Source organism: Bacillus sp. GW823-FHT06A11, assembly GCF_058795355.1.
Genome location: NZ_JBXAHS010000008.1, coordinates 45,426 through 72,084, shown reverse-complemented (window position 1 = coordinate 72,084; position 26,659 = coordinate 45,426). Strand labels below are relative to the sequence as shown.

Annotated in this window: 21 protein-coding genes; 7 read left to right on the top strand and 14 right to left on the bottom strand. The window is 35.3% G+C overall.

Going from position 1 to position 26,659, the window contains the following annotated elements:
• Positions 1 to 157: 157 nt before the first annotated feature.
• From AC1Q8L_RS26165 to fdhF, 7 genes are all read right to left on the bottom strand, one after another.
• Positions 158 to 2,524 carry a heavy metal translocating P-type ATPase gene (locus tag AC1Q8L_RS26165; protein ID WP_000796573.1) on the bottom strand — a complete coding sequence of 789 codons (2,367 nt, stop codon included), beginning with the start codon at positions 2,522 to 2,524 and terminating at the stop codon, positions 158 to 160.
• Positions 2,525 to 2,547: 23 nt separating this feature from the next.
• Positions 2,548 to 2,925 (bottom strand): ArsR/SmtB family transcription factor, encoded by a 378-nt coding sequence (locus AC1Q8L_RS26160; protein ID WP_000918378.1) that lies wholly within the window; start codon positions 2,923 to 2,925, stop codon positions 2,548 to 2,550.
• Between the two features lie 316 nt (positions 2,926 to 3,241).
• Entirely contained in the window at positions 3,242 to 4,657 is a 1,416-nt protein-coding gene (locus AC1Q8L_RS26155; protein WP_098311688.1) for an amino acid permease, read from the bottom strand.
• Positions 4,658 to 4,760: 103 nt separating this feature from the next.
• Positions 4,761 to 5,894, bottom strand: coding sequence for an alanine dehydrogenase (gene ald / locus AC1Q8L_RS26150; protein WP_001219741.1), 1,134 nt, complete (start codon positions 5,892 to 5,894; stop codon positions 4,761 to 4,763).
• A 368-nt stretch (positions 5,895 to 6,262) separates the two neighbouring features.
• A complete protein-coding gene (locus tag AC1Q8L_RS26145; protein ID WP_001164721.1) occupies positions 6,263 to 8,134 on the bottom strand; it encodes a glycerophosphodiester phosphodiesterase in 1,872 nt (623 codons plus the stop codon).
• Between the two features lie 155 nt (positions 8,135 to 8,289).
• Complete coding sequence (locus AC1Q8L_RS26140) at positions 8,290 to 8,772, bottom strand: helical membrane plugin domain-containing protein (RefSeq protein WP_001040540.1); 483 nt, start codon at positions 8,770 to 8,772, stop codon at positions 8,290 to 8,292.
• A gap of 12 nt (positions 8,773 to 8,784) precedes the next feature.
• Positions 8,785 to 11,721: a formate dehydrogenase subunit alpha gene (fdhF, locus tag AC1Q8L_RS26135; protein WP_098311687.1), complete on the bottom strand. Its 2,937-nt coding sequence runs from the start codon at positions 11,719 to 11,721 to the stop codon at positions 8,785 to 8,787.
• A 299-nt stretch (positions 11,722 to 12,020) separates the two neighbouring features.
• Between fdhF and fdhD the strand changes: the two genes are divergently transcribed.
• Positions 12,021 to 12,827 carry a formate dehydrogenase accessory sulfurtransferase FdhD gene (fdhD, locus tag AC1Q8L_RS26130; RefSeq protein WP_000529236.1) on the top strand — a complete coding sequence of 269 codons (807 nt, stop codon included), beginning with the start codon at positions 12,021 to 12,023 and terminating at the stop codon, positions 12,825 to 12,827.
• A 231-nt stretch (positions 12,828 to 13,058) separates the two neighbouring features.
• The gene (locus tag AC1Q8L_RS26125; protein WP_000405868.1) at positions 13,059 to 13,565 is read left to right on the top strand and encodes a GNAT family N-acetyltransferase; all 507 of its coding nucleotides are present in this window, start codon (positions 13,059 to 13,061) and stop codon (positions 13,563 to 13,565) included.
• Between the two features lie 357 nt (positions 13,566 to 13,922).
• Here the strand turns inward: AC1Q8L_RS26125 and AC1Q8L_RS26120 are convergent, their stop codons facing one another.
• The gene (locus AC1Q8L_RS26120) at positions 13,923 to 14,045 is read right to left on the bottom strand and encodes a hypothetical protein (RefSeq protein WP_001085006.1); all 123 of its coding nucleotides are present in this window, start codon (positions 14,043 to 14,045) and stop codon (positions 13,923 to 13,925) included.
• 330 nt (positions 14,046 to 14,375) lie between these two features.
• Between AC1Q8L_RS26120 and AC1Q8L_RS26115 the strand changes: the two genes are divergently transcribed.
• From AC1Q8L_RS26115 to AC1Q8L_RS26105, 3 genes are all read left to right on the top strand, one after another.
• Positions 14,376 to 15,047, top strand: a complete 672-nt coding sequence (locus tag AC1Q8L_RS26115) for a response regulator transcription factor (protein ID WP_000238956.1) — start codon at positions 14,376 to 14,378, stop codon at positions 15,045 to 15,047.
• A gap of 65 nt (positions 15,048 to 15,112) precedes the next feature.
• The gene (locus tag AC1Q8L_RS26110; protein WP_000041025.1) at positions 15,113 to 16,567 is read left to right on the top strand and encodes a HAMP domain-containing sensor histidine kinase; all 1,455 of its coding nucleotides are present in this window, start codon (positions 15,113 to 15,115) and stop codon (positions 16,565 to 16,567) included.
• Between the two features lie 145 nt (positions 16,568 to 16,712).
• Positions 16,713 to 17,225, top strand: coding sequence for a GNAT family N-acetyltransferase (locus AC1Q8L_RS26105; protein ID WP_000351212.1), 513 nt, complete (start codon positions 16,713 to 16,715; stop codon positions 17,223 to 17,225).
• A 32-nt stretch (positions 17,226 to 17,257) separates the two neighbouring features.
• On the opposite strand, the gene pdxR is transcribed toward AC1Q8L_RS26105, so the two are convergent.
• The gene (pdxR, locus tag AC1Q8L_RS26100; protein ID WP_098311686.1) at positions 17,258 to 18,658 is read right to left on the bottom strand and encodes a MocR-like pyridoxine biosynthesis transcription factor PdxR; all 1,401 of its coding nucleotides are present in this window, start codon (positions 18,656 to 18,658) and stop codon (positions 17,258 to 17,260) included.
• A 120-nt stretch (positions 18,659 to 18,778) separates the two neighbouring features.
• On the opposite strand from pdxR, the gene AC1Q8L_RS26095 reads away from it, so the two are divergent.
• Both AC1Q8L_RS26095 and AC1Q8L_RS26090 read left to right on the top strand, forming a co-directional pair.
• On the top strand, positions 18,779 to 19,705 hold the full coding sequence (locus tag AC1Q8L_RS26095) for a DMT family transporter (protein WP_001059049.1): 927 nt from the start codon (positions 18,779 to 18,781) through the stop codon (positions 19,703 to 19,705).
• Between the two features lie 187 nt (positions 19,706 to 19,892).
• Positions 19,893 to 20,417 carry a DUF4871 domain-containing protein gene (locus AC1Q8L_RS26090; RefSeq protein WP_000719680.1) on the top strand — a complete coding sequence of 175 codons (525 nt, stop codon included), beginning with the start codon at positions 19,893 to 19,895 and terminating at the stop codon, positions 20,415 to 20,417.
• A 292-nt stretch (positions 20,418 to 20,709) separates the two neighbouring features.
• Here the strand turns inward: AC1Q8L_RS26090 and AC1Q8L_RS26085 are convergent, their stop codons facing one another.
• The 5 genes from AC1Q8L_RS26085 to AC1Q8L_RS26065 form a co-directional block, all read right to left on the bottom strand.
• Positions 20,710 to 21,909, bottom strand: a complete 1,200-nt coding sequence (locus tag AC1Q8L_RS26085; RefSeq protein ID WP_000880783.1) for an NAD(P)-dependent malic enzyme — start codon at positions 21,907 to 21,909, stop codon at positions 20,710 to 20,712.
• A 59-nt stretch (positions 21,910 to 21,968) separates the two neighbouring features.
• On the bottom strand, positions 21,969 to 23,315 hold the full coding sequence (locus AC1Q8L_RS26080) for a 2-hydroxycarboxylate transporter family protein (protein ID WP_000528101.1): 1,347 nt from the start codon (positions 23,313 to 23,315) through the stop codon (positions 21,969 to 21,971).
• 122 nt (positions 23,316 to 23,437) lie between these two features.
• Positions 23,438 to 24,145, bottom strand: coding sequence for a response regulator (locus AC1Q8L_RS26075; protein WP_000598688.1), 708 nt, complete (start codon positions 24,143 to 24,145; stop codon positions 23,438 to 23,440).
• Positions 24,142 to 25,746, bottom strand: a complete 1,605-nt coding sequence (locus tag AC1Q8L_RS26070; protein WP_000746401.1) for a sensor histidine kinase — start codon at positions 25,744 to 25,746, stop codon at positions 24,142 to 24,144. The genes AC1Q8L_RS26075 and AC1Q8L_RS26070 overlap by 4 nt, the downstream gene beginning before the upstream one ends.
• A 78-nt stretch (positions 25,747 to 25,824) precedes the next feature.
• Positions 25,825 to 26,643 carry a methyl-accepting chemotaxis protein gene (locus AC1Q8L_RS26065; protein WP_434166820.1) on the bottom strand — a complete coding sequence of 273 codons (819 nt, stop codon included), beginning with the start codon at positions 26,641 to 26,643 and terminating at the stop codon, positions 25,825 to 25,827.
• Positions 26,644 to 26,659 lie beyond the last annotated feature (16 nt).

Here is a 26,659-nt window from a genome sequence, read left to right as displayed (position 1 = left end):
CTCTGTTTTTTCAATACTATATGGATATTTGTAAAAAATATATTAAAATAATACGACGAATGTTTTTTATTTGTAAATTTTAATATTATATTATTTTATTAAATCAATTTCAACAAAATAACCAATAAAAAAGAGGACGCAGGTTGCGTCCTCTTTTTTATAAACCTTTCACTCGTAATACACGCATTGCATTTAACACTGCAAGTAGTGTCACACCAACATCTGAGAAAACAGCTTCCCACATTGTTGCAATACCAAAGGCACCAAGTAATAGAACGATCCCTTTTACACCTAAAGCAAAGATGATATTTTGCCACACTATACTTCTTGTGCGTTTTGCAATTTTTACAGCTGTCGCAATTTTTGAAGGCTCATCAGTCATAATAACGATGTCTGCCGCTTCAATTGCTGCATCTGATCCTAAACCACCCATCGCAATACCAACGTCTGCACGGGCTAATACTGGTGTATCGTTAATACCGTCACCAACGAAGGCAATTTTTTCTTTTCCATGCTTCGCTGCATCAATTTTTTCAATCTCTTCTACTTTTTGTTGCGGTAGTAATTCCGCATGAACTTCATCTAAGCCTAATTCTTTACCGACAGCTTCACCAACTGTTTTTGCATCACCAGTTAACATTACTGTCTTTTTAATACCTAGTTCTTTTAACTTTTGAATCGCTTGTTTCGAATCCTCTTTTACCTCATCAGAAATAACAATATAACCTGCATATTTTCCATCTACAGCAACGTGAACTAATGTTCCTACTGTTTCTGGTTGTTTAAATTCAATATTTTCTTTTCTCATTAATTTTGCATTACCTGCAAAAATTTCTTTTCCTTGTACTTTTACGACTGTACCGTGACCAGAAATTTCGTTATAATCATCGATTATTTTTTCATCAATTGATTTTCCATATGCCTTTCGAATAGATTGGGCAATTGGATGGTTAGAATACACTTCAGCAAATGCCGCATACTCTAATAACTCTTCGCTTGTAGTACCTTCGCTCGGTTCCATTTTTGTAACTTTGAAAACACCTTTTGTTAATGTTCCTGTTTTGTCAAAAACAATATATTTTACATCATTTAAAGCTTCTAAATAGTTACTACCTTTTACTAACACACCACTTTTAGATGCACCACCGATACCTCCAAAGAATCCAAGAGGAATGGATACAACTAACGCACATGGACAAGAGATTACTAAGAACACTAAAGCTCTATAAATCCACTCAGAGAATGTAGCCCCTTCTAAAATAAGCGGTGGAATAAACGCCATGATCGCCGCTGTAATAACTACAACTGGAGTGTAGTAACGCGCAAACTTCGTAATAAAGTTTTCTGTTGGTGCTTTTTTACTGCTTGCATTTTGAACTAAATCTAAAATTTTCGATACAGTTGATTCACCAAACTCTTTTGTAACTTCAATTGTTAATACACCGCTTTGGTTCACAAAGCCACTTAATACATCATTTCCAACTTCAACTTCACGTGGTACAGATTCACCAGTTAATGCTGAAGTATCTACCATTGATGTTCCTTCAATTACTTTTCCGTCTAATGGTACTTTCTCACCTGGCTTAACGATAATATAATCGCCAATTTGTACATCTTCTGGTGATACTTGTTTCGTTTCATTCCCAATCTTTACATTCGCATAATCAGGACGAATATCCATTAATGAAGTAATTGATTTTCGAGAGCGGTTTACCGCAATGCTTTGGAATAGTTCTCCTACTTGATAAAATAGCATTACTGCTACGGCTTCTGAATATTGCTGAATTGCAAAGGCTCCTACAGTTGCAATTGCCATTAAGAAGTTTTCATCAAATACTTGGCCGCGAGTCATGTTTCTTACCGCTCTCCAAACGATATCTCCACCTATTAATAAATAAGCAAGGACGAATAACGGAATTGTTACCATTTGTGGTAAGCTCGCTAATGCAGCAATTGCTGTCAAAATTCCGCCGACCACTAATCTCCCTACCATCTTTTTCACGTTTGCTTCACCATGATCGTGACTATGTCCGTGGTCATGACCGTTCTTCTCTTCACGAACAACTTTCACATCTGGCTCTAACTTTTGAACGACATTTGTTATATTTGCTACAGTTGCTTCTAGTTCTCTTTTATTCGCAACTTCTACTCGTAGTTTCTTCGATACGAAATCAACAGTTGCTTCTGAGACAGCTGGCATTTCCTTCACTTTATTTTCAATTTTCATTGCACAGTTCGCGCAATCTAAACCTTCTAATATAAATACTTCTTTAGCAATTTTATTTTTTTGCTCTTCTTGCACTTTAATATGCGGTTCTAATTTTGTAACGAGTTGTTTTGCTTCCGTAACAACTTCGTTTTCTTTATTTTGTGCTGTTTCTAAGATCATTGTCTTTGTTGCGAAGTTTACAGAGCAAGAATTTACTCCTTCTATATTCCCAACACCTTTTTCAATTTTCATTGCACAATTCGCACAATCTAAACCTTCTAACATCAGTTTCTTTTTCACTAACGCTTCAGCCATCGTTCTCCCTCCTCGCGTTCTTTTTATTCTTCTTCGTTTACGTGTTCAAATGCTTGCTCGAAGATATGAATTACGTGCTGGTCAGCTAACGAATAATAAACAACCTTTCCTTCTTTACGATTCTTCACAAGTTTCGCTTGCTTTAACACACGAAGCTGATGCGAAATAGATGATTGTGTCATTCCTAATAAATAAGCTAAATCACAAACGCACATTTCAGCTTCAAATAGCGCATGTAATATTCTCGTACGTGTACGGTCACCTAATACTTTAAATAGTTCTGCTACTTTACTTAAACTTTCATCAGTTGGAATTGTTTGTTTTACTTGCTCTACAACTTCTTCATGAATTATCGTTTGAGAACATGTCTCTTGTGGTGTTTCTACTTTATTTCCAGCCATAATAGCTCACCTCTTTAATTGAACATATGAACAATCATTCATATATCTTATACTCTTATTATATGAGCGCCTACTCATATGTGTCAATGAAATCTGAATTTTTTTTATGAACATTCCGTTCACATTTTAGTAAGGCATATACATATTTTCCGCATCCTCTATATTCTCATACAAAAAAGGATGTACAATTCGCACACCCTTTTTTCATATTCCGACATAAAAATTCAACAAAGTAATATATGTTCCCTTTATTTCAACAAAAGAAAAAGCCTTGCGCGCTCCCTAGACGCACAAGGCTTACTGTGTTTATATCCCTTTAATTAGCTTGATTTAAATTATCCTGCGAACTTCCATCGTCTTTTAAATGACTATGCTTTTTCGAATAAACAAAGTATACAACTACTCCAATCGCTAACCAAATACCAAAGTATATCCATGTTGTTAACGGTAAATTTACCATTAAGAATAGACAACATGCAATTGAAATAATCGGTAAGATCGGTACAAGTGGTACCATAAAACCACGTTGTAATTTCGGATGCGTTTTACGAAGAATGATAACAGTTACACCAACCATGGCGAATGTTAATAACGCTCCAATATTCGCTAAATTCGACAATTCTTTTAAATCGATAAATCCAGCAATTAAAGCACTACCAATTCCTGTTAACCAAACTGAAAATGTTGGCGCTTCAGTCTTCTTGTTAATTTTCGCAAAAGATTTTGGTAATAAACCGTCACGACTCATTGCGAAGAATACACGTGTTGTCGCATAAATGTAAGCGAAAATTACAGCCATAATACCGATTACAGCTCCAATAGCAATTACACCAGCCACTTTATCTTGTCCTACAACCTCTAACACATATGCCATCGCTTCCGGTACATCTAGCTCTTTATAAGAAACCATACCCGTCATAACGAGACAAACTACAACATAAATGATTGTACAAATAACTAACGAAGCAATAATACCAATTGGTAGATCACGTTGCGGATTTTTTACTTCTTCAGCAGAAGTTGCTAATGCATCAAATCCTAAGAAAGCAAAGAATACTGCTGCTCCCCCTGCGAACACTCCACTTAAACCGTAAGGTGCAAATGGTATCCAGTTTTCTGGTTTCACGTAGAATACACCAACTGCAATGAATAAAACAACAATACCAATTTTAATTAATACCATTATGTTATTCACACGCTTACTTTCTTTCGTACCTCGTGATAATAACCAAGTTATCACTAACGTAACGATAACTGCTGGTAAGTTTACCATACCACCTTGCGCTGGAATTGTTAGCAACGCTTTCGGAATTTCAAGTCCCAGTCCACTCACTAAATTATTGAAATAACCCGTCCATCCGCCAGCTACTGCGGCAGTCGTTACGACATATACGGATAACAATGTCCATCCCATTAAATGAGCAACAAACTCACCAATTGTTGCATACGAATATGTGTACACACTACCTGAAACAGGAAGTGTAGATGCAACTTCTGCATAACATAATGCTGCAAATCCACAAACAATTGCTGCAATCATAAATGAAAAAATAACTGCTGGACCAGCATCTCTTGCTGCTACTAATCCAGTTAATACTAGAACTCCTGTACCAATTATCGCACCAATCCCTAGCATTGTTAGGTCAAATGCCCCTAGCGTTTTCGTCAAAGTTTTACTTTTACTTTCCCCTAACAATTGCGTAACGGATTTCTTTTTAAATAGGTTGGCCACGATGTATGCCCCCTTTTACTAAGAAGAGCTAAGAGGTATTATCTCTTAGCTCTTATCATGTTGTATTATATATTGTTCGATTTTGTTTTGTATAATGCTTCTATTAGCAAGATACTGTTTCTGCTTCTAATAATTCTTTAGCACCTTTGTACTCTACACCGTGAGCTTCTGCAACTGCTTCAAATGTTACATAGCCATCTAATGTGTTAATACCTTTTAGTAATGCAGAGTTGCCTAGGCAAGCTTCTTTGTAGCCTTTGTTAGCAATTTGTACTGCATATGGTACTGTTACGTTTGTTAATGCAAGAGTTGATGTACGTGGAACCGCACCTGGCATGTTTGCAACTGCATAATGAACAACGCCGTGTTTTTCGTAAGTTGGGTTATCATGAGTTGTAATACGGTCAGTTGTTTCGAAAATACCACCTTGGTCAATCGCGATATCTACAACAACAGAACCTGGTTCCATTGATTTAATCATTTCTTCTGTTACAAGTTTTGGAGCTTTTGCACCTGGGATTAATACTGCACCGATTACAAGATCAGACTCTTTTACAGCTTCTGCAATATTGTAAGGATTAGACATTAAAGTTTTTACTTGGTTTCCGAAAATGTCATCTAATTGACGAAGACGTTCTGCGCTTAAGTCGATGATTGTTACATCCGCACCTAGTCCAACTGCAATTTTAGCAGCATTTGTACCAGCTTGTCCACCACCGATGATTGTTACTTTACCACGTTTAACTCCTGGAACACCTGCAAGTAAGATACCTTTACCGCCTTTGTTTTTCTCAAGGAATTGCGCACCAATTTGTGCAGCCATACGACCAGCTACTTCACTCATAGGTGCAAGTAATGGTAGAGAACGGTTTTCTAATTGTACTGTTTCATATGCAATCGCAACAACTTTCTTCTCAATTAACGCTTTTGTTAATTCTGGCTCTGGAGCTAAGTGTAAGTATGTGAATAAGATTAAGCCTTCACTGAAGTGTTTGTATTCGCTTTCAATTGGTTCTTTAACTTTCATAACCATTTCCATGTTCCAAGCTTCTTCAGCTGTATCAACAATTTTTGCTCCCGCTTCAACATACTGAGCGTCTGTGAAACCAGATCCTAAACCTGCACCCTTTTGAATGAATACTTCGTGATTGTTACGAATTAAATGTACAACACCTGCTGGTGTCATTGCCACACGGTTTTCGTTGTTTTTAATTTCTGCTGGTACCCCAATACGCATAATGAAATGCCCCCTTATAATTAACAGAAAAAAGAGATTCTTTTTTCTTTTTGTAATAATTAATAACTTATGTCCTTATTCTAGCATAACTTAAAAGTTATGAAAACGCTAACATATCATTTTTCTAAAGTTTATATATTTAGAATAGTGTAAATATATAAAACATTGATTCTATTAGGGGTTTCGTGACATTCCATTATCTTTCACTCAATTTTTATTATACTTCTTCAAAATAAACAGTAATCATTTATTATTTGACAATAATGTAACAATGTAAAAAACTAAGCGATAACGTATACATATACAGTTATTACTTTACTTAATACTTTAGAGATATATTCTTTTCACAAAAAAATAGCTGCTAGCATTTAGCTAGCAGCTGGGTAACTTATAAATAATTTTAAAAACAAATCATCTGTCGTTTCAGTAATTTTATCAAACAGATCACTTTCTTCCGCTTCTTGCTCTTTTAACATCTTAATTGTTTCACGTGCATCTTCAGGGTAATCAGTTATGATACCATCTACGTTTAACTTATAATATGCCTTTAAATTTTCCATATCATTTACTGTCCATACGTAAATTGGTTTGTTTAACTTCCTTGCTTCTTTTACTAATTTCTTATTTAACATATATTCTTCTGCTACGTAAAAGTCAGCCTTCACATTCTTTAAGTTAGCTCTACTTGCATACAATATATACCCTACTTTTATATCTGGATTTGCACGCTTAAACTCTTTAATAAGCGGATAGTGTAACGTTTGAATTACACATTGCTTCTCAAATTCATTATCTTTAATCGTTTTTAAGACTTTGTTTACAAAGTCTTTTTCGCCCCCATGAAGCTTCACTTCTATATTAAGTTTGATTTTGCCATTTGCTAGCTTAATGATTTCATCAAGTGTACTTATTTGTCCTGAAAGTCCATCTTGACTAAGGGTAAGCTGCCTTAACTCAACCATCGTTAAATCTGACACATGCACATTTGCATTTGCGAGACGTTTCAGCTTCAAATCATGTATAACCGCTAGTTCACCGTCTTTCGTTTGTAATACATCTATTTCAGCGTAGTCTGCTTTTGCATCAATAGCACCTTGCACAGCTTCTTTCGTATTTTCTACGCCTTTTGATATATACCCGCGGTGCGCCATAATAATCGGTTCTTTATACGAATTTGAAATAAACGTTACAATGAAGGCAACGACCATTCCCGCAGTAATAATCCCTACAATGTATACGCCAATGAATTTCCAACGATGTTTTTGGAAGAAACATTTATCTGCTTTCGTTTTCGAATAATCTAATCCTTCTTCTAATAAAACATCTTCAACCGGTACCTTTTGTAAGTATAATCGCGTAATCGCCATAATATAAAATGGCGTCACGATAAAGCTGAATAAATACAATGTGCTCGTTAAAAATACAGAAATCGTTGATTCAGCTAATAATGCAAATGTTCCTTTCGGGTTTGTAAATTCATAAACACCCCATAGGCACAATAAATATATTCCCAAAAATACGACATATACAATTCCAATTGAAATAAAAAATCCTACTAAAAAGAGTAGTACTTTAAAAAAGCTTTCCTTTACTAAATTTGCACTTTTACGTGCTGCCACGCGAAATGATTTTTGCTCTAAAACAACAATAGGTAGAACGAAAATCCATCGAAGATTCAAATACGCGACTACAGCAAAGAACGTGTAATAACCAACTTGCCCCATCGTTGTCTTAAACAGTTCTCCTGTAATAAAGTTAGGAATTTGAATTTGCGGGATTAATGCCGTTTCATATCCCATATTTAAAAGAGGCAACAATACGACAGCATATAAAATAAATCCTGGTAAGCAATATGTGAAAAGAGTAGGTAAATACGTTACCGTTTTATATAAAATCGGACGTAATTTCACCTTCTGTCTTTTATGAGCGAAATACGAAATAATAATAAGCACCGCAAATTCCGTAAAGATAAGAAACAGTGCTAACAATGATAAAATTACGATTGCTAAGATGCCATAAGGCGTCTTTAAAAACGCTAATAATTCATCATTTGTCGCATTTGCATAACCACCAAAATACAATAACTTATTAAAAATAATTCCAAATAGCGGAACAAACACAATCGCTGCTAATAATTTATAAGCAAGTTGAAAAGTTAATACATTCCAAAAAGCAAATTTAACTGTTTGAAAGGAATGTCTCATTACTCCTGGTATAGATAGTTTTTTACGGTGTTGCATATATTCCTCCAAATTCTAAAACGGTATTTGAGATGGATTCCATATTTCCAGTTCTAATCCATCTTTTTAATAATAATATATTCCGCTTAACATGAACACTCTTATACATATAATGAAAAAAGTGATGGCTACTTCCCATCACTTTTTCATTTATTCTATTTTTTCTCTAGCCCTTGTCCAAATGCTTTCAAGAAGCTAAAACCGAATGTAATAGCTCTATTGATATCTGGATCTTTTAATACTTTAAAGAAATCCATCACTTTTGTTTTTTTGCCACTATTTAATTCATCTGTTGCAAATTGCAATCCTGTAACTAAACTTGACGTAATTTGCTTCGTTATTTCTGGGTCAACTGAAGATAACGCTTCTCCTGCCCCCATCATATTATTTAACGCATTTTTAACGGGTTCACGATTTAATTGCTCCACAGCGATTTTTGAAACATCTTCCTTCGCAGCAAGCAAACTAATTGCCGCATCTAATATACCAGCCTTCTGCAACTGTGCTAAAAGCTGCATCGTTTCTTCTACTGCTTCACGATTATTAGATAGCTCATTTAGAAGTTCATCTGCTACTTGCTGTTTCTGTTCTTCCTCTGTTACAACTTTCTTTTTAATTACAGTAATTTCTTTCGCCACTCTCTCCGCCCCCTAGTCCACAATTGATACGTATTGTTTTCTTTGCCATTTTTGCTGGATTTCAACACCGTTTTGCGGATTACGCTTTTTATCTCTCGGGTTTGAAGATGGTAACGGACGATTCCCTTTTTCACGTAGTACACGCATCTTTACCATCGTTTGTTTGTACGCTGGTGTACACGTATAAAGATCTGTCGCCGTTCCAGTTAAAATATTGATTGCCTCTTCATTTACCGTTGCATGCATCGGTAAATATAGCTCTTTCCCCGTTACACGATCTGTAACAAGTGCCTGTACTTTAATTTTCCCAAATGGTGATGCTAATTCTACAAGACCACCATCTTTCACATTGCGCTCTAGGGCAAGTTCAGGCGAGATTTCAACGAACACTTCAGATACTTTAGATAAAATACCAGCCGATTTATTCGTCATATTCCCTTCATGGAAATGTTCTAACATACGACCATTATTTAAAAGTAAATCATACTCATCTGGCGCTACAACTGGTGGTACCCATTCATCTAATGATAGACGAGCTAGTTTATCTGGGAAGTTAAATCCGTCCACATATAATAGTGGTGTATCGCTGCCATCATGGCTACCCCAACATAAACTATTCCATCCTTCTAAACGATCGTATGTTGCCTGAGAATATAAAGGTGCAAGCGATGCAATTTCATCCATGATTTCACTTGGATTTTCATAATTCCAGTCCCCGCCAAGTGCACGAGCTACTTTTTGTAAAATCCACCAGTCTGGCTTTGAATCACCAAGCGGCTTCAATACTTCATATAATCTTTGAATACGGCGCTCTGTATTCGTAAATGTTCCCTCTTTTTCTAAGCTTGGTGCTGCCGGTAAAATAACATCAGCAAAACGAGCTGTTTTCGATAAGAACATATCTTGAACAACAAGGAAATCTAAATTCGCTAAAATATGTTGTACATGGTTGGCATTCGAATCTACTAAAGCCATTTCTTCACCCATAACATACATACCACGCAGTTTTCCTTCATCTGCCGCAAGTAACATTGCAATATTATTTAAGCCTGGTGCTTTCGGAATTGTAGTACCGTATGCTTTTTCAAATTTCGCACGGAGCGCATCATCTGAAACTGCTTGGTAACCTGGAAGCCAGTTTGGTAATGTTGCCATATCACAAGCGCCTTGTACGTTATTATGTCCGCGTAATGGATATGCTCCTGCACCAGGACGACGATAATTACCCGTAACAAGCAATAGATTTGAAATTGCTGCTGAAGTTGTACTTCCTCCAGTATTTTGCGTTACACCCATTCCCCAAAGTACACAAGTACCATCTGCTTCATATACCATACGAGCCATTTCTTTCAGATTTTCTTTCGAAATCCCCGTAATTTCTTCTGTATAATCAAGCGTATACTTTTCTACCATTTTGCTATATTCATCAAAATTCTTCACATTTTCAGCTATGAACTTTTTATCGTGCCAATCTTGATCAATAATATATTTCGTAATACCAGCGAGCCATACATAATCAGTTCCTTGGCGCGGATGAATGAATAAATCCGCACGCTCTGCCATTTCATGTTTACGAAGGTCCGCCACAATTAATTTTTGGTCATGTAATTTATGAGCACGTTTTACACGCGTTGCAAGTACAGGATGTCCTTCTGTTGGATTTGCTCCAACGATAATGACAAGGCCAGCTTCCGCAATATCTTTCACTGTTCCAGCGTCCCCGCCCATACCGACAGTTTTAAATAAACCGTCTGTTGCTGGAGATTGACAATAACGGGAACAGTTGTCTACATTATTCGTTCCATATATTTGACGGGCTAGTTTTTGCATAAGATAATTTTCTTCATTCGTTACTTTCGAAGAAGAAATAAACCCAAATGCATCACTTCCATATTCTGATTTAATATGCTGCATATTGGATGCAACAACTTCAAGAGCCTCTTCCCATGAAGCTTCAACAAACATATCTCCTTGGCGAATTAATGGCTTTGTAATTCGATCTTCACTGTTTACAAAATCCCATCCAAATTTGCCTTTTACGCATGTGGAAATACCGTTAACCGGCGCATCTGAAACAGGCTGTACTTTCAAAATGTGGCGGTCTTTCGTCCATACTTCAAATGAACAACCTACACCACAAAATGTACAAACTGTTTTTGTTCTATTCACTTTCGTCTTACGCATCGCAGCCTCTACTTCTGAAACTGCTAAAATACTACTATATCCAGGCTCTACATCCTTTACAAAATCGATCATCGGATCTAACACATCTGGTTTCAATCCAGTCATGAATCCAGCTTCACCTAACATTGATTTCTCCATCAACGCATTACATGGACATACTGTTACACATTGCCCGCAACTTACACAAGATGAGTCATTTATACTTACACCATTGTCCCATATAACACGTGGACGGTCTAAGCTCCAATCAATCGATATAGTTTCATTCACTTGTAAGTTTTGACATACTTCTACACACTGCCCACAAGCAATACATTGATTTGGATCATATCGATAAAATGGATGTGACATATCCACTTCACACGCACTTACTTTTGGCTCATACGGATATTTCTGTTCCTCAATTCCCATCATATGTACTGTATTATGGACTTTACAGTTACCATTATTGTTATCACAAACGGTACAATACAGTAGGTGATTCTCTAATATTCGATCCATTGCCTCAGTCTGTGCCTCTTTTGCACGCTGGGACTGTCTTTCGATATGCATACCGTTCTCTAATTTCGTTGAACAAGCACGCAATAACTTTCCATTTACTTCTACAATACACGTATCACAAGTTTGAATTGGATCTACTTCTGGTACATGACAAATTTGAGGATGTTCCAAATTACTCTCGTTAAATAATTGTAGTATCGTCTTTTCACCTGATGCAGAAAATTCTTTACCATCGACGGTTACACGGACTGTCTGTTCTGCCATAGTTTCCCCTCTCCTTACAACCAACTGTACAACACAATTATGAATCCGTTTTCAAAATCGCATTACTGTACATATTTTTGAAACGCTCTACCCAAATACTTTCTTATGAAGTCGATTCTAGATGTTATAAGGTATAACTACGAAAGCTTGAAAATATCACTATTCTACAGTTCTATTATATCGTACATATACAATAATAACCAAAATAATCTGTGATCTTCTTGTTAATAGGTGTTTTTATTTTCCCATTGTTTTATGATAAATGTGGGAGAGAAATACATATAAAAGGGGAATTAAATATGGGGCCTACGCAAGAGACTTATACAATTGTACGTTATCAATCTGGTACATTTTCAAAACAACTTGACGAGATTGTTACAGAATCTCCTATTACTATTAAATTGAATGGTGAAGAATATGTAACAGTCGTATGCACACCAAATTATATTGAAGATATGGTAATTGGTTTTTTAATTTCTGAGGGGATTATTTCTTCCTATAACGATGTTGAAGAACTATGGGTTCAAAAAGATAACGGAATTGTCCATGTAAAATCATCAAAAGTGAATCTGCTCTATCAAACTTTATATAATAAACGATACATCACTTCTTGCTGCGGAAAAGGTAGACAAGGTTTTATTTTCGTAAACGATGCGGCAAAAGCAAAAGACTTACATGATATACATGTAAAAATTACTCCTGAAGAATGTTTTTACTTAATGAATACTTTACAACAATCTTCCACTACCTTTCGCCAAACTGGTGGTGTTCACAATACCGCGCTATGTGATCGAAATAATATCCTTCTATCAAGAATGGATATCGGAAGACATAATGCATTAGACAAAATATACGGTCATTGTTTACGCAATGATATATCTGTTAAAGGAAAAATTATCGCATTTAGCGGACGTATTTCATCCGAAATTTTACTCAAAGTTTCAAAAATCGGATGTGAAATTGTTCTATCTAAATCTGCCCCAACAAAACTAGCATTGCAACTTGCTCACGATTTAGGCATTACAGTCGTAGGATTTATTAGAAATGAATCTTGTAATATTTACACACATCCACATCGAATTGATGGTTATCAATCGAATAACTAAAATAGCTCCTCAATTGAGGAGTTATTTTAGTTATGAAAATGTAATATATTAAATACTTGAATAGTTAATAAAGTTAATATATAATTTCATTACATATTAAAAAACAAAGCATTGTAGCATATATCTTTTCATTCTTTTACAAATTAAAAGAGACTGCTAACAAAACACATACACAATCTTATAAAAGTAATGGATTTATTTTATTTGAAATCGACCAAGGAGGTTACAACTATGGAAATTCGCTTATTAACGACAGAGGACGCAGAAATATATTTAAAAGTTTGTATGGAAGGTTTAACGAAGAACCCGGAAGCTTTTAGCTCTTCCTATGAAGATGTTTTGAAACATGAGGATCCTGTAGCTGCTATGGCAAAACGATTAAGCAATCCGGATAAGTATACTCTAGGGGTCTTCAAAGATGATGATTTAATCGGCATTGCTACTTTAGAAACAAAGCCTTTTATTAAACAAGAACATAAAGCAAAAATCGGTTCCGTTTTCGTTTCCCCAAAAGCGCGTGGCCTTGGAGCAGGACGAGCTCTTATTAAAGCAATTATTGAAAATGCCGATAAATTACATGTAGAACAACTTATGCTCGATGTTGTAGTTGGTAACGCCGGTGCCAAAAAATTATATGAATCATTAGGTTTCCAAACTTACGGCGTACAAGAGCGTTCATTAAAACATAACGGTCAATATTGGGACGAGGAACATATGGTTCTGTTCTTAAATGATTAATACTTCAATATAGTTTTCCAAAAGCATCTTTTTATTAAGAAAGATGCTTTTTTCATTACAACAATGTAATCTTCATGTCACCTTTATCGATCGTACCAATCCTTACCATTCATTATACTAAAAATATAAAGTGACACTTTACTCAGTGGGGAACCACATCTCACACTGATCGCATGTACTTGATATGTAAAGGAGAATGTGACATGAAACAAAACAAACGAGCTATGCTTTTAATATTTACTACAGCAATTATAACTTCTGGATTAGCAATTTTACCTTGGTTTATTATATAGAAATACTCCCCCTAACAACGAAAAAAGCTGATTGCTTCTTAAGAAGCAATCAGCTTTTTTTATATTATAAAATCCCCAAAATTTTATTTACGCAACTTATAATAATAACCATAGATACGGCAACGCACATGACAACCGTATTACGATCTTGCTTTTCTTTTTTTGAAATTTCTTCTTTTGAATTCATGTGTATGATCTCCTTTTAAAAAAAGTGTGAGATAGGAAATTTTTCTTATCCGATGCGAGGTGAATACGAAAACCCTCTCTATCTCACATACACAATAGAATGGAATTGTCATTTTATAAATAAAATGACATGACGTTATGTCGCAACATAGGGTATTTTGTGTCGCTACGTTTTCTATTATAAAAAATAGTTGTGCAAAACTAGTGCATTTTTTATGTCAATTACTCTGAGCGAAAAAATCAGCCCTCCATTCAATCACATAAAAAGAGTTTTTTATTATTTTCATGTAAACTATACAAGTAGAATGAACAGTTTGGGGTGCACAAGATTATGGTAAAAATTTTATTAGTAGACGATGAAGAACGTATGTTACGATTATTAGATCTGTTCTTAAGCCCTCGCGGCTATTTTTGTATGAAAGCTACCTCTGGCCTTGAAGCACTAAAATTAATCGAACAAAAAGAATTCGATATTATTTTATTAGATGTTATGATGCCAAATATGGATGGATGGGATACTTGCTATCAAATTCGTCAAATTTCCAACGTTCCTATCATTATGTTAACAGCTCGCAACCAAAACTACGATATGGTGAAAGGCCTCACGATGGGCGCAGATGATTATATTACAAAACCATTTGATGAGCATGTATTAGTCGCACGAATCGAGGCTATATTACGCCGTACAAAAAAAGATGGCTTTGTTAGTTTCAATGGTATTGAGTGGGATAAAACGAAACATACTGTCACAGTTTATGATGAAAAAATCTCGCTAACTCCTATCGAATTTTCGTTACTCGGGCTATTTTTGCAAAATACAAACCGTGCTTATAGCCGAGATGATTTAATCGAAAAAATTTGGGGCTATGAAACAGATATCGAATATAGAACAATTGACTCACACATTCGTAATATCCGTGATAAACTACGCAAAAAAGGATTTCCGATTGAAGATTACCTAGAAACGGTCTATAAAGTCGGATATAAATGGAAAAGTGAATAATTACTTCGGTCAGTGGGAAATCGTATACCACTGACTCTTTATTATGAATAAGGTATGGTGAAAAAATGAGTAAACTTTCCCTTAAAATTGGGACATACTTTTTAATATTAGCTTTATGTATTGAAACAATTGCTTTCGTATCTTTTTATAAAAGCCTTTCAAAAATGCGTATTGTAGAGGAAACAGATGCTCTTTTAGAGAAAGGTAATCGCTATAGTAAAAAAATTAAAAGCCGCGAGAGACGGGATGAATATTATAAAGAAATGAAACACGCTGAACATAATAAAAATCCTAAACGTCCTGTGTACCCTGAGTTCGATATTACGAATGAGGCTGCACACTTAGTTGAATCGGAATCAATTTCTAACTCCGATATAGCTATCATTATTACTGACCATAACGGCAAAATTATTTCCACCTCAGAACCCGTAACAAAAGATATGCAAAAACAACTTACTTGTAAAACAGAAACTGTCCCAGACGGCGGCTTAGTCGTTGAAAGGAACTGGAAAAAATCAAAGTTCATCACAACAGTAAGCCCACTTAACACAACAAAGTTTCAAGGAAAGCTATATATGTTATTAAAAACATCTTTCCTAGAAAATATGTTGCTTAAACTCATGAACCAATTTCTTATCATTAGCGTTTTAACAATTATTTTAACAACAATTTCTGTCTTTGTTTTTTCACGCGTTATTACAGAACCACTTGTAAAAATGAAGAGAGCGACAGAAAAAATGTCAAAATTAAACAAGCCAATTCAATTAGGTATTAAACGAAATGATGAACTCGGAAGTTTAGCAAAAACAATTGAAGATTTATCGAGTGAACTTACGTATATGAAAAAAGAGCGCAATGAATTTCTCGCTAGTGTCGCTCATGAACTATTAACTCCATTGACCTATATGAAAGGTTATGCGAAGGTAGCAAAGAGAGACTCTTTAACAAAAGAGGAGCGAGAAGAATACTTACAAATCATTGAGGATGAAACGGATAGTGTAACCGATCTCGTCCAAGATTTATTTATGCTTGTACAATTAGAACAACACCAATTTGTTATAAAAAAACAAAAAGTGCTTCTTCAGCCATTTTTAGAACGAATGGTAGAAAAAACAAAAACAACATTAACAAATAAGCAAATGCAACTTCATGTATATTGCAAAGATGTTTTAGAAGTTTGTATAGACGAAAGACGTATGGAACAAGTTATGTTAAATTTATTACACAACGCTTATCAACATTCGCCAGAAAACACAGCCATTACGATACGTGTACTTACAAAAACAGATTCTTTTACAATAAGTGTACAAGATGAAGGTGAAGGTATTCCTGAAGAAGATATCCCGCATATATTTGACCGTTTTTATCGTGTCGATAAATCTAGAACACGAGCTACAGGCGGAAAAGGTATCGGGCTAGCTGTTGCAAAGGAAATTGTAGAATTGCATAACGGTTCTATTCTAGTAACAAGCCAATTAGGAGCGGGAACAAACTTTATAATCGAGCTACCTTTTGAATAATATGCGTGTGAAAACACCAGTAGTAGTAAACACTACTGGTGTTATTTTGTTCATAAAAACAGTTCATATAAGCTAAGCTTTTGAAATTATTCTTATTTCAATATAAAATAAAGGTACATTTGCAAAGATTTGGAGGGTGATATAATTGGATATCCATGTATTAACAAAAGACGAAGCAGAAATTTACTTAGAACTTCGCGTAGAAGGATTAAAGCAAAACCCTGAAGCATTCAGCTCTTCTTATGAAGATATTATTAATAAAGAGTGTGCGATTGAATATAAAGCACAAAAATTAGCACAAGATGAAAACTATACGCTAGGTGCATTTAAAGATGGAAAATTAATCGGGGTTGCAACACTGGAAACGAAACCATATGTAAAACAAGAACATAAAGCTAAAATCGGTTCTGTATATGTATCTCCAAAAGCACGCGGACTTGGAGCAGGAAAAGCACTTATTAAAGAATGTCTTGAGCTTGCTAAATCTTTAGAAGTAGAACAAGTTATGCTTGATGTTGTTGTTGGAAACGATGGAGCGAAAAAACTTTATGAATCATTAGGTTTTAAAACATTCGGTGTACAAGAACGTTCATTAAAATATAACGGACAATATTGGGACGAAGAGCATATGGTCTTATTCTTAGATGAAAATAAATAATAAAAAACATCCTCATGTTTGGAGGATGTTTTTTACTTTCTTGTAAACCATGCCGTGTGTAATAATTGAATCGCTTTCGCAATTTCTTCCTCTGATAATATCGCAAACCCAAGTAAAACTACACTCTCAGGCGCCGTACCGTCTTTATAGTACGTAGACACAGGATATATTTTGATACTATGTTTCGCAGCTTCTTGAATTAATTCTTCTTCCCGCATTCCATTATGCACTTTTAATAAAATGTGTAATCCCGAATCTTCTCCTATCACTTCAACACGATTAGAGAAATACTTCTCTATTTCAAAAACAAGTCGATCTCTCTTCTTTCGGTAGACGACACGCATTTTATGAATATGTTTTTCCCAATAGCCTTCATTTAAAAATCTTCTAATCACTTCTTGGTCCATTCTTGAAACACTTTGTGTATAAAATAAATATTGCTGTTGATACTTTTTAATTAATTTCTTCGGCAACACCATATAGCTCATCCGTAGCGATGGCAATAATGCTTTAGATAGCGTCCCCATATAAATAACTTTCCCCTCTGTATCTAACCCTTGCAGCGCCGGTATAGGCTTTCCAGAATAGCGAAATTCACTATCGTAATCATCTTCAATAATATACCTGCTCTCTTCTTTCTTTGCCCATTGTAAAAGCTGCATCCTTCTCGTAATAGGCATAATCATTCCATATGGAAACTGATGGGAAGGTGTAACAAATACAACATTCGCATTGCTATTTTCTAAATCTGCAATACAAATTCCATCTCTATCTAAAGATAACATTTGGACTCTTGCTTCCCCCTTTTCAAAAACAACCATCTTTCTATGATACCCTGGGTTTTCAACTGCATAATTGCTTCCCTTTAACAATTGAAACAATAGTTTCACTAATATTTGTGTTCCCGCTCCTAATATAATTTGACTAGCTGAACAACGTACACCTCTAGATTCATACAAATAATTCGTAATCTCTTCTCTTAAGCTCGCTTCCCCTTGAGGGTGTCCTAGAAAGAGAAGTTCGTTATTATGCGGCTGCCATATTTCATTTACAATTTTCCGATACATATTGAATGGAAAAGCATTTGTATCAATTCCTGTTTGTGTAAAGTCAAATTTATAACTCTTCTCCTGAAACGGTACTTCTTCTATTCTCTCTCCGCTATCCTCTATATGAACCATTTGCTCAATCTTGCATACAAAATAACCTTTTCTCGATATCGACTCAATATAACCTTCTGCAAGTAATTGTTCGTACGCTGCCTCTACTGTATTTTTACTTACTTGTAAATGTATCGCTAACTTTCGCTTAGCCGGTAATTTCGTAAAAGGGACAATCGATCCATCTTTAATTTCTTTTTTTATATACTCATACAATTGCACATACAATGCCTTTTTACTATTCATATTTAAATTAGGCGTTAATTCTAACATAATATCTGACCCCTTAATAAAAATAAAATCTGATACTTTTTACAGTACCAGAAGTTATATATAATTCCTTTTATCATGTCACACATAAAAAATCAAATACTGGAGAGGAGAAACATGATAATGAACAATGGTAGACGTATCGGACTCATTATGATTATTACAGGGGCTACATTATGGGGATTATCTGGTCCAATGATTCAGTGGCTATTTCAACATACTAATGTATCCTCAATTGATTTTTTAACAATTCGATTGTTGCTCGCAGGAATATTTATTTTGTCTTTCTTACTTATAAAGAAACAAAACATATTTCAAATTTGGAAACACCCTAGATATTTTATACAACTTATTATTTTCTCTATTCTCGGCATGCTTGGTGCGCAATACGCCTTTATCGAAACAGTTCATATTAGTAACGCGGTCACAGCAACACTATTTCAATTTCTAGGTCCTGTTCTTATAACCATGTATGTTGCATTTGAACAAAGAAAATTCCCTGCTTCCATGCAACTATTCGCAATTATAGCCGCGCTAATAGGAACATACTTTATTATTACAAATGGCTCAATTGAAAATGTTGTTTTATCTAAAGAAGCTATTATTTTTGGACTATTAACAGCAATTGGATTTGCATTTTATACCCTTCATCCGGCTTCTCTCATTAAAGAATGTGGGACAACTGTAGTAATTGGTTGGGGGATGTTAATCGGAGGAATTGCACTACTTATTTATAATCGTTCATTCGGGTGGAATCACTTTTCACAAACCCTTACACTAAAAACTTTTTCTATGCTTATCCTTATCATTATTAGTGGTACCCTTTCTTTCCTTCTATATATCGGTAGTCTTAAATATTTAGCAGCAACAGAAACAAGCATTTTATCTAGCATTGAACCCCTTGTAGCTGCCATCGTTTCAATTACTTGGCTAAATGAATCTTTTGGAACATATCAATTATTAGGCGGCGTATGTATCGTTCTGTCCGTTATTTTTTTGACGATGCCTCAAAAAGAAACCGAACCAACCTATACAACTGAACAAGTATAAAGTGAAACTTTAATTAGTGGGGCTATCTCCCACTGATTATTAACCTACACCAATCGGGCTTTTACGGGATAAAAAATGTCAAAAGAGGTCGTACAAAACTTATGACCTCTTTTTATACTTTAAAGGAATTGTCCCGCCTTCTAGCAAATACAATTACACTAACAATAAAAACTAGGAGTGTGGCACCATGAAAAAAATCGGAACTATGCTACTTCTCTCCTTCCTCATCACTGGATGCACACCAGCACAACCTGATTCAAAAGCATCTAAAACTGAAGCTGTCGCAACGTCATCCAATCAAGTGAACGCACCTTCCTTCTTTCATCTTAGTGTTTTAAAAGATGTAAATTGGGAAGAAGCCCCCTCATTCATAGACGGAAAAATACCTTTAAAAGGCATCGAAGGAAAAATCGCAATGGCTGATAGTCCTATTATCGCGAATGAACAAAATGAAATAATGTGGTACTTTCTAGATTCTGAAATACCAACTGGAAAATTGTCTATTATTGCGCTAAAACAAGGATCTGTAACTCCGACACCAGTACTCTTTCAAAAAGAAACTTCCAAACAAACTTGGACCACTTCAAATACAATCGATTCTACTGCAAACGAACTCCCTCTCACTATGTCACTACCTTCATCTGGATTATGGTTATTAAATATATATGTGAATGAAAAATATTATGATCAGTTTGTAATCACCGCTGAGTAAAGTGACAAAAATAAACCACTTTCTTACAACAATGTAATTTCTACGGCATGTACTTCGATAGTTGAATTATCTCTCTTCTCTTATACTTAAAGTAAGAAATGAAACGAGGAGAGATGAGAGATGAAAAAAATGATAGAAGTAATCGTAGCAGTAACTGAGGTTTTAGTGAATGGTAAACAAGTTGCAATGGAATTAAATAAATAGTGAAGAAATATAAATAATTCTACACTTCTTCATTATTTTGATTTCTTATCTCAAAAAAGCAGTGCCTTTTAGGCACTGCTTTTAGCTATTAATAACTTGGTATTTTCGTAATTTGCGCCACGCCCGAATCAATAGCTGCTTTCGCTACTGCTTCTGCAACACTTGGAACAACTCTTTTATCTAATGGATTCGGGATTACATAATTCGCATTACGTTCTTCGTCAGTAATGATGTTAGCGATCCCATATGCTGCCGCTAATTTCATCTCTTCTGTAATATCAGTTGCGCGCACATCTAACGCACCGCGGAATATTCCGGGAAACGCCAATACATTATTTACTTGATTCGCATAATCCGAGCGCCCAGTTCCTACTACAGCTGCCCCAGCCTCTAATGCATCCTCAGGGAAGATTTCTGGAATTGGATTCGCCATTGCAAACACAATTGCTTTCTCATTCATCGTCTGTACAAGTTCTTTCGTTAATACGTTAGGAGCAGATACGCCAATAAAAATATCAGCTTGGTGAATCGCTTCTTTTAACGTTCCACGCACATGTTCACGATTTGTCTTTTTTGAAACTTCAATTTGTGCTTCGTTCATCCATGTTTCACCTTCACAAACAATACCTTCTAGGCTAACTAGCGTAATGTGCTTTGTACCAGCCTTTAATAATAATTTTCCAATTGCAATTCCTGCCGAACCCGCACCGTTAATAACGATTTTCACATTATCCATTTGTTTGCTAACAACTTTTAATGCATTAATAACAGCTGCTAAAACGACAATAGCTGTTCCATGTTGATCATCATGGAATACAGGAATATTCGTCTCTTCTTTTAATCGTTTTTCAATTTCAAAACAACGTGGTGCTGCAATATCTTCTAAATTAATCCCTGCAAATGTAGGCTCTAAATTTTTTACAAGGGTAACGATTTCATCTACATCCGTTGTGCCTAAACATAATGGGAAAGCATCTACATTCGCAAATTTCTTAAATAAAATACTTTTTCCTTCCATAACAGGCATAGCCGCTTTCGGTCCAATGTTTCCTAAACCAAGTACCGCTGTTCCATCTGAAACAACTGCCACCATATTACCACGTGCTGTATAGTCATACACCGTTTCTTCATCTGCCGCAATTGCTTTACAAGACTCCGCTACACCTGGTGTATACGTCAGGCTTAAATCATCCGCTGAATTTACTTCCACTTTACTTGTAATTTCAATTTTCCCTACTAATTCTTTATGCAATAACAATGATCTTTCATTAATTTGATTTGCTAACATACTTATAATCTCCCCTTAATTTGACAAGCTAGCTATATGAATATAGCTAGCTTGTTTGATCATGAAAACATTTTTAATAATATTGTCGCCGTTACAACCATTGCCGCCCCGCCTAAACGAGTTGAAATTTGCGCGAACGGCATTAATTCCATACGATTTGAAGCAGATAAAATAGCAACATCTCCAGTTCCGCCTAAACCGCTATGACATCCAGTTACAATCGCCGATTCAACTGGATACATCTTCATCACTTTCCCTACAAGAAAACCTGATGCTACCATTGTAAGAACAACCGATGCGCACACAACAACATATCCTACTGAAAGAACTGCTGCTACGTCTTTTAACGGAATATATAGCAATCCTAATCCAACCATTAAAGGCCAAGTTAAATTCTTCGAAATAAATTTATATAAATGGAATGCTCCTTGCTCCATTTTTGCTGGCATTAATTTAAAGTATTTCACAAGTGCTGCTGAAAAAATCATAATGATTGCCCCAGGAATACCGATGAACTTAGAAGCAAATCCTCCGAAGATGAAGAACGTACACGCAATTAATAAACCTGCTCCCATTAATGAGAAGTCAATTGGCTTCTCTGTATTTTGTTCTTTTAATAATTCTGCTTGATTGTCTGTTTTCACTAATACACCGTTACCACTAAGCTCCGGTTTCTTCTCACCTAAACGCTTCATATACCCTGCACTTACAATTGCGAACATATTTCCAATAATAGCTGCTGGAATAAGCTGTGATACAAACGTTGCTGACGATTCATTTAAAATATCACTATAAGCTAGCGACAATGGTAAAATCCCTTCCCCGATACCACCACTTACAATTGGTACGATGATAAAGAAGAATGTGTGCTTCATTTCAAATCCAAATAATGAACCGACCAATAACCCTACTGCTACAGAAGCTAACGTCCCTACTACTAAAGGAATAAACATGCGAACGAAACCTTGTACTAACACTTTACGGTTCATTCCTAAAATACTTCCGACTACTAAACAAGAAATATATAAATATAAAAAGTTCGATTTTTTCATTAACATAGTCGCAGCTTCCATTGAAGCTGGATTCATCCAGTTAAAAAATACAAGTAATGATGGAATAAATAACGAAAGTATTGCTGGACCGCCGATATTTTTTAAAATTGGAATTCTCATCCCAATATCGCCTAAGAAAATCCCCATGATCATAATAACTGCAAATCCACCAATCATATCTGCTGGCAATTTATTATATACAGATGCCCCATAAATAATAGCAGCCAATACTACATATAACGGTAAAGGTATAACACCGATTTTTACATTCATAATTTTAGAAGCGAAAGATTCTCTTTGTACTTCATTTCCGTCAGAAAATGATACCGCTTCCACATTCTTTTGATTTCCCATATGGCACCCCCTCGTTTTCTTAATAACAATATTAAAACGCTTTCAATAGTAAAAATAGTTTTTGTAAGTTTTGTAATTGATTTTGTAATTAAAAAAAGTATAAGCGACTTATACTAAGTCGCTTATACGTAAAACTCTATTTTCTTTTGATTAACACATCTTAATTTACTTACAGGTCTTCCCACATGTTGGTACATCATTTCGTTTTCTAACACCCCAATGTCAGTCAGAAACATTACATATTTCCGAATAGAAACTCTTGAAATTCCAACTAATTGTGCCATTTCATCTGTTGTAAACGCTCGTCCATTCAACGACTCGATCTTCTGCCAAATTAATTGCAACGTTTGCTTCGTTAATCCTTTCGGAAGCTCTTTAGTGACAGTAGGCTCTCTTTTTTCTTTTTGTAAAATTAACGAATCTAATTCCGATTGACTAAGCTTTTGTTGTTCTTTCATGAAAGTAAGTTTTTCTCGATATATAGTTAATGCCTCTTTAAATCGTTCGAATGTAAATGGTTTAATTAAATAATCTACAACTCCGTATTGTAATGCTTTTTTAATACTCCCCATATCATGTACAGCTGAAATCATTATAATATCGATTTCTTTTTCTTGATTCCGAATATACATTAAAAGCTCAAACCCAGTCTCTTCAGGCATAAAAATATCAAGTAATACTAAATCCACTCGTGATTTCTCTAATACTTCTATCGCCGACTTTACTGAGTTAACTGCTTGAACAAGTTCAAACCCTCCTACTTGCTCTAAATAATGCGTATTTAACATTGCTACCATCGGGTCATCTTCTACAATTAAAACTTTAATCATATTTGCCTCTCATCCCTACCTTTAGGTATTTCAATTGTTATCGTTGTTCCCTTTCCTACTAATGAATGTATATCAATTTCCCCATTTATTCGCTGTATACTTTCTTTTACAAGATACAAACCATAACCGCGGTTATCTCCCTTTGTGGAATAACCTTTCGTAAATAATTCCTCTATTTCTTTTTCTTGTATACCTTTTCCCGTATCTTGCACTGTAATAGTTAATATATCCCCTTGTTGTATCTCAACTTCAACTTGCTTCTTTTCACAATTCGTCACTGCCTCTAACGCATTATCAATTAAATTTCCCACAATCGTAATAAGTTCATGAGTAATACTTTCATCATCTATTTCCGGCATATGAGAATCTTCACTTATAATTAATTTGATATTCTTCTCTCTAGCATAGCTGAGCTTACCTAGTAAAAAACCAGCAAATACTGGATTTTTTATTCTTTTCATAACTCCACCAATTTCATATTGATGCTCTGATACCATACCGCTTATATACTTCTGTAATTCTTCATACTGTTTCATATGTGTAAGCCCTAATACGACATGCATCTTATTCATAAACTCATGAGATTGTGCCCGTAATGCTTCTGCATATAGTCTAATACCAGTTAGTTCCTCTGCTAGTTTTCGAATCTCTGTTTTATCACGAAATGTTGCAATTGCGCCAACTATTTCTCCTTTTACATATAAAGGAACTCGATTCGTCACAATCGTAATTCCATAAATATTTTGTTCTTCGTTTAATTGTACTTCTCCCGTTTGCAATACTTCTTTTATACGTGAATTCGGCATATACAACTCAACATCTTTACCGATAAAATCTTCTTCAAGTCCGCTTTTTTTAAATAGACGTTTCGCTTCATTATTAATTAGCGTTACTCTAGCCTCTTTATCTACAGCAATAATACCTTCCTTTACAGATTGTAGCATCGTATTTCTTTCTTCAAGAATTTTTGCTATCCTGTGAGGTTCAAGACCGAATAAGCTTTTCTTTATATGTCTAGCTAGCAATATCGCTCCTATAATTCCGACTAATACTCCAACTCCAACTCCAATATAAATGATATATCTACTTTCCTTAACTCTCTCTTTTACATTATCTGCTGAAATACCGACCGCCACCGCTCCAAGCTGTTCACCCGTTTCAGAAAATACAGGTACAAACACTCGCATTGAAATACCTAAAGTTCCTTCTGCCAGTGATACATGTTCCTTTCCTTTCAATGCAGGCCCTTCATCTCCCCCAATAAAATGATGACCTATTTTTTGAGGATTTGGATGTGATTTTCTTATTCCATTCATGTCCATAACTACAATAAATTGAACACCTGTGTTTTTTAATATCCTATTTGTATACGTTTGGATTGCAGAAGTATCTGCTTTCCCAATCAAGCCATCGATTACAATCGAATCATTCGCCACAATGTGTGCAATTGTTTTTGCTTTCTCTGCTTGGTTATCCTCCGTTGTCCGTTCTACATTGTGACTAATTAATATATCTGTCACAAGTAAAGAAAAAATCACAACTGTACAAACTAACAATGTAATCGTTTTCCATAAATTCCATAGTCTTTTTCTTTTTTTCATCCCGTTAATGACTCCCCTAATTGCTGAATAGAAAAATAAGTAAGGTGATATTATTTTCACCTTACTTATCTGCTGTTATTATACTTTAAATTTACTAGTCATCGCTTGTAATTCTTCTGCCATCCCAGCTAAGTTTTGCGAAGCAGAACTAATTTCTTCCATTGAATTAACTTGTTCTTCTGTTGAAGCTGCAACACTTTGCATACTAGCTGTATTTTCTTCTGCAGCCGCTGCAATTTCATCAATAGCATTTGTCACTTCATTTGCATCTCCCGCAATTCTCTTCGTTGTTTCTACCATTTGATTAACTTGAGAAACAATATGTGTAGTAGAACTTAAAATTTCCGTAAAACTTACTTTCGTTTTTGTTACAACATCAAGGCCTTGTTGAACTTCTCCATTCACATTATCCATTGCCTTAACAGTATGTTCAATATCCGCCTTAATTTCTGCAATTAAATTTGCAATCTCTCCAGATGACTCTCCTGATTGCTCTGCTAATTTTCTAACCTCATCTGCTACAATAGCAAATCCTCGTCCCTGTTCACCTGCTCTTGCTGCTTCAATAGCCGCATTTAAAGCTAATAAGTTCGTTTGAGTAGCGATATTTTGAATTGCTTCAGAAATAGCTCCTACCTGCTTTGATTTCTCATCAAGAAGTTTAATAATAGCATCTGACTCGGATACCGACCTAGAAATAGACTGCATTTGTTTTGCGGTTTGTTCAACTAAATCTTCTCCCTCTTCAGCTCTTTCTCGCGCATGTAATGAGGAAATAGAAATTGACTCTGCGCTTCCAGTTACATCTTGAATTGCTGTATTTACTTGTTGTAATGTAGCCGCACCTTCTTCAACACCTTGGCTTTGTGATTCAGCCCCACCTGATACTTGCTCCATTGCAATTGTAATTTGA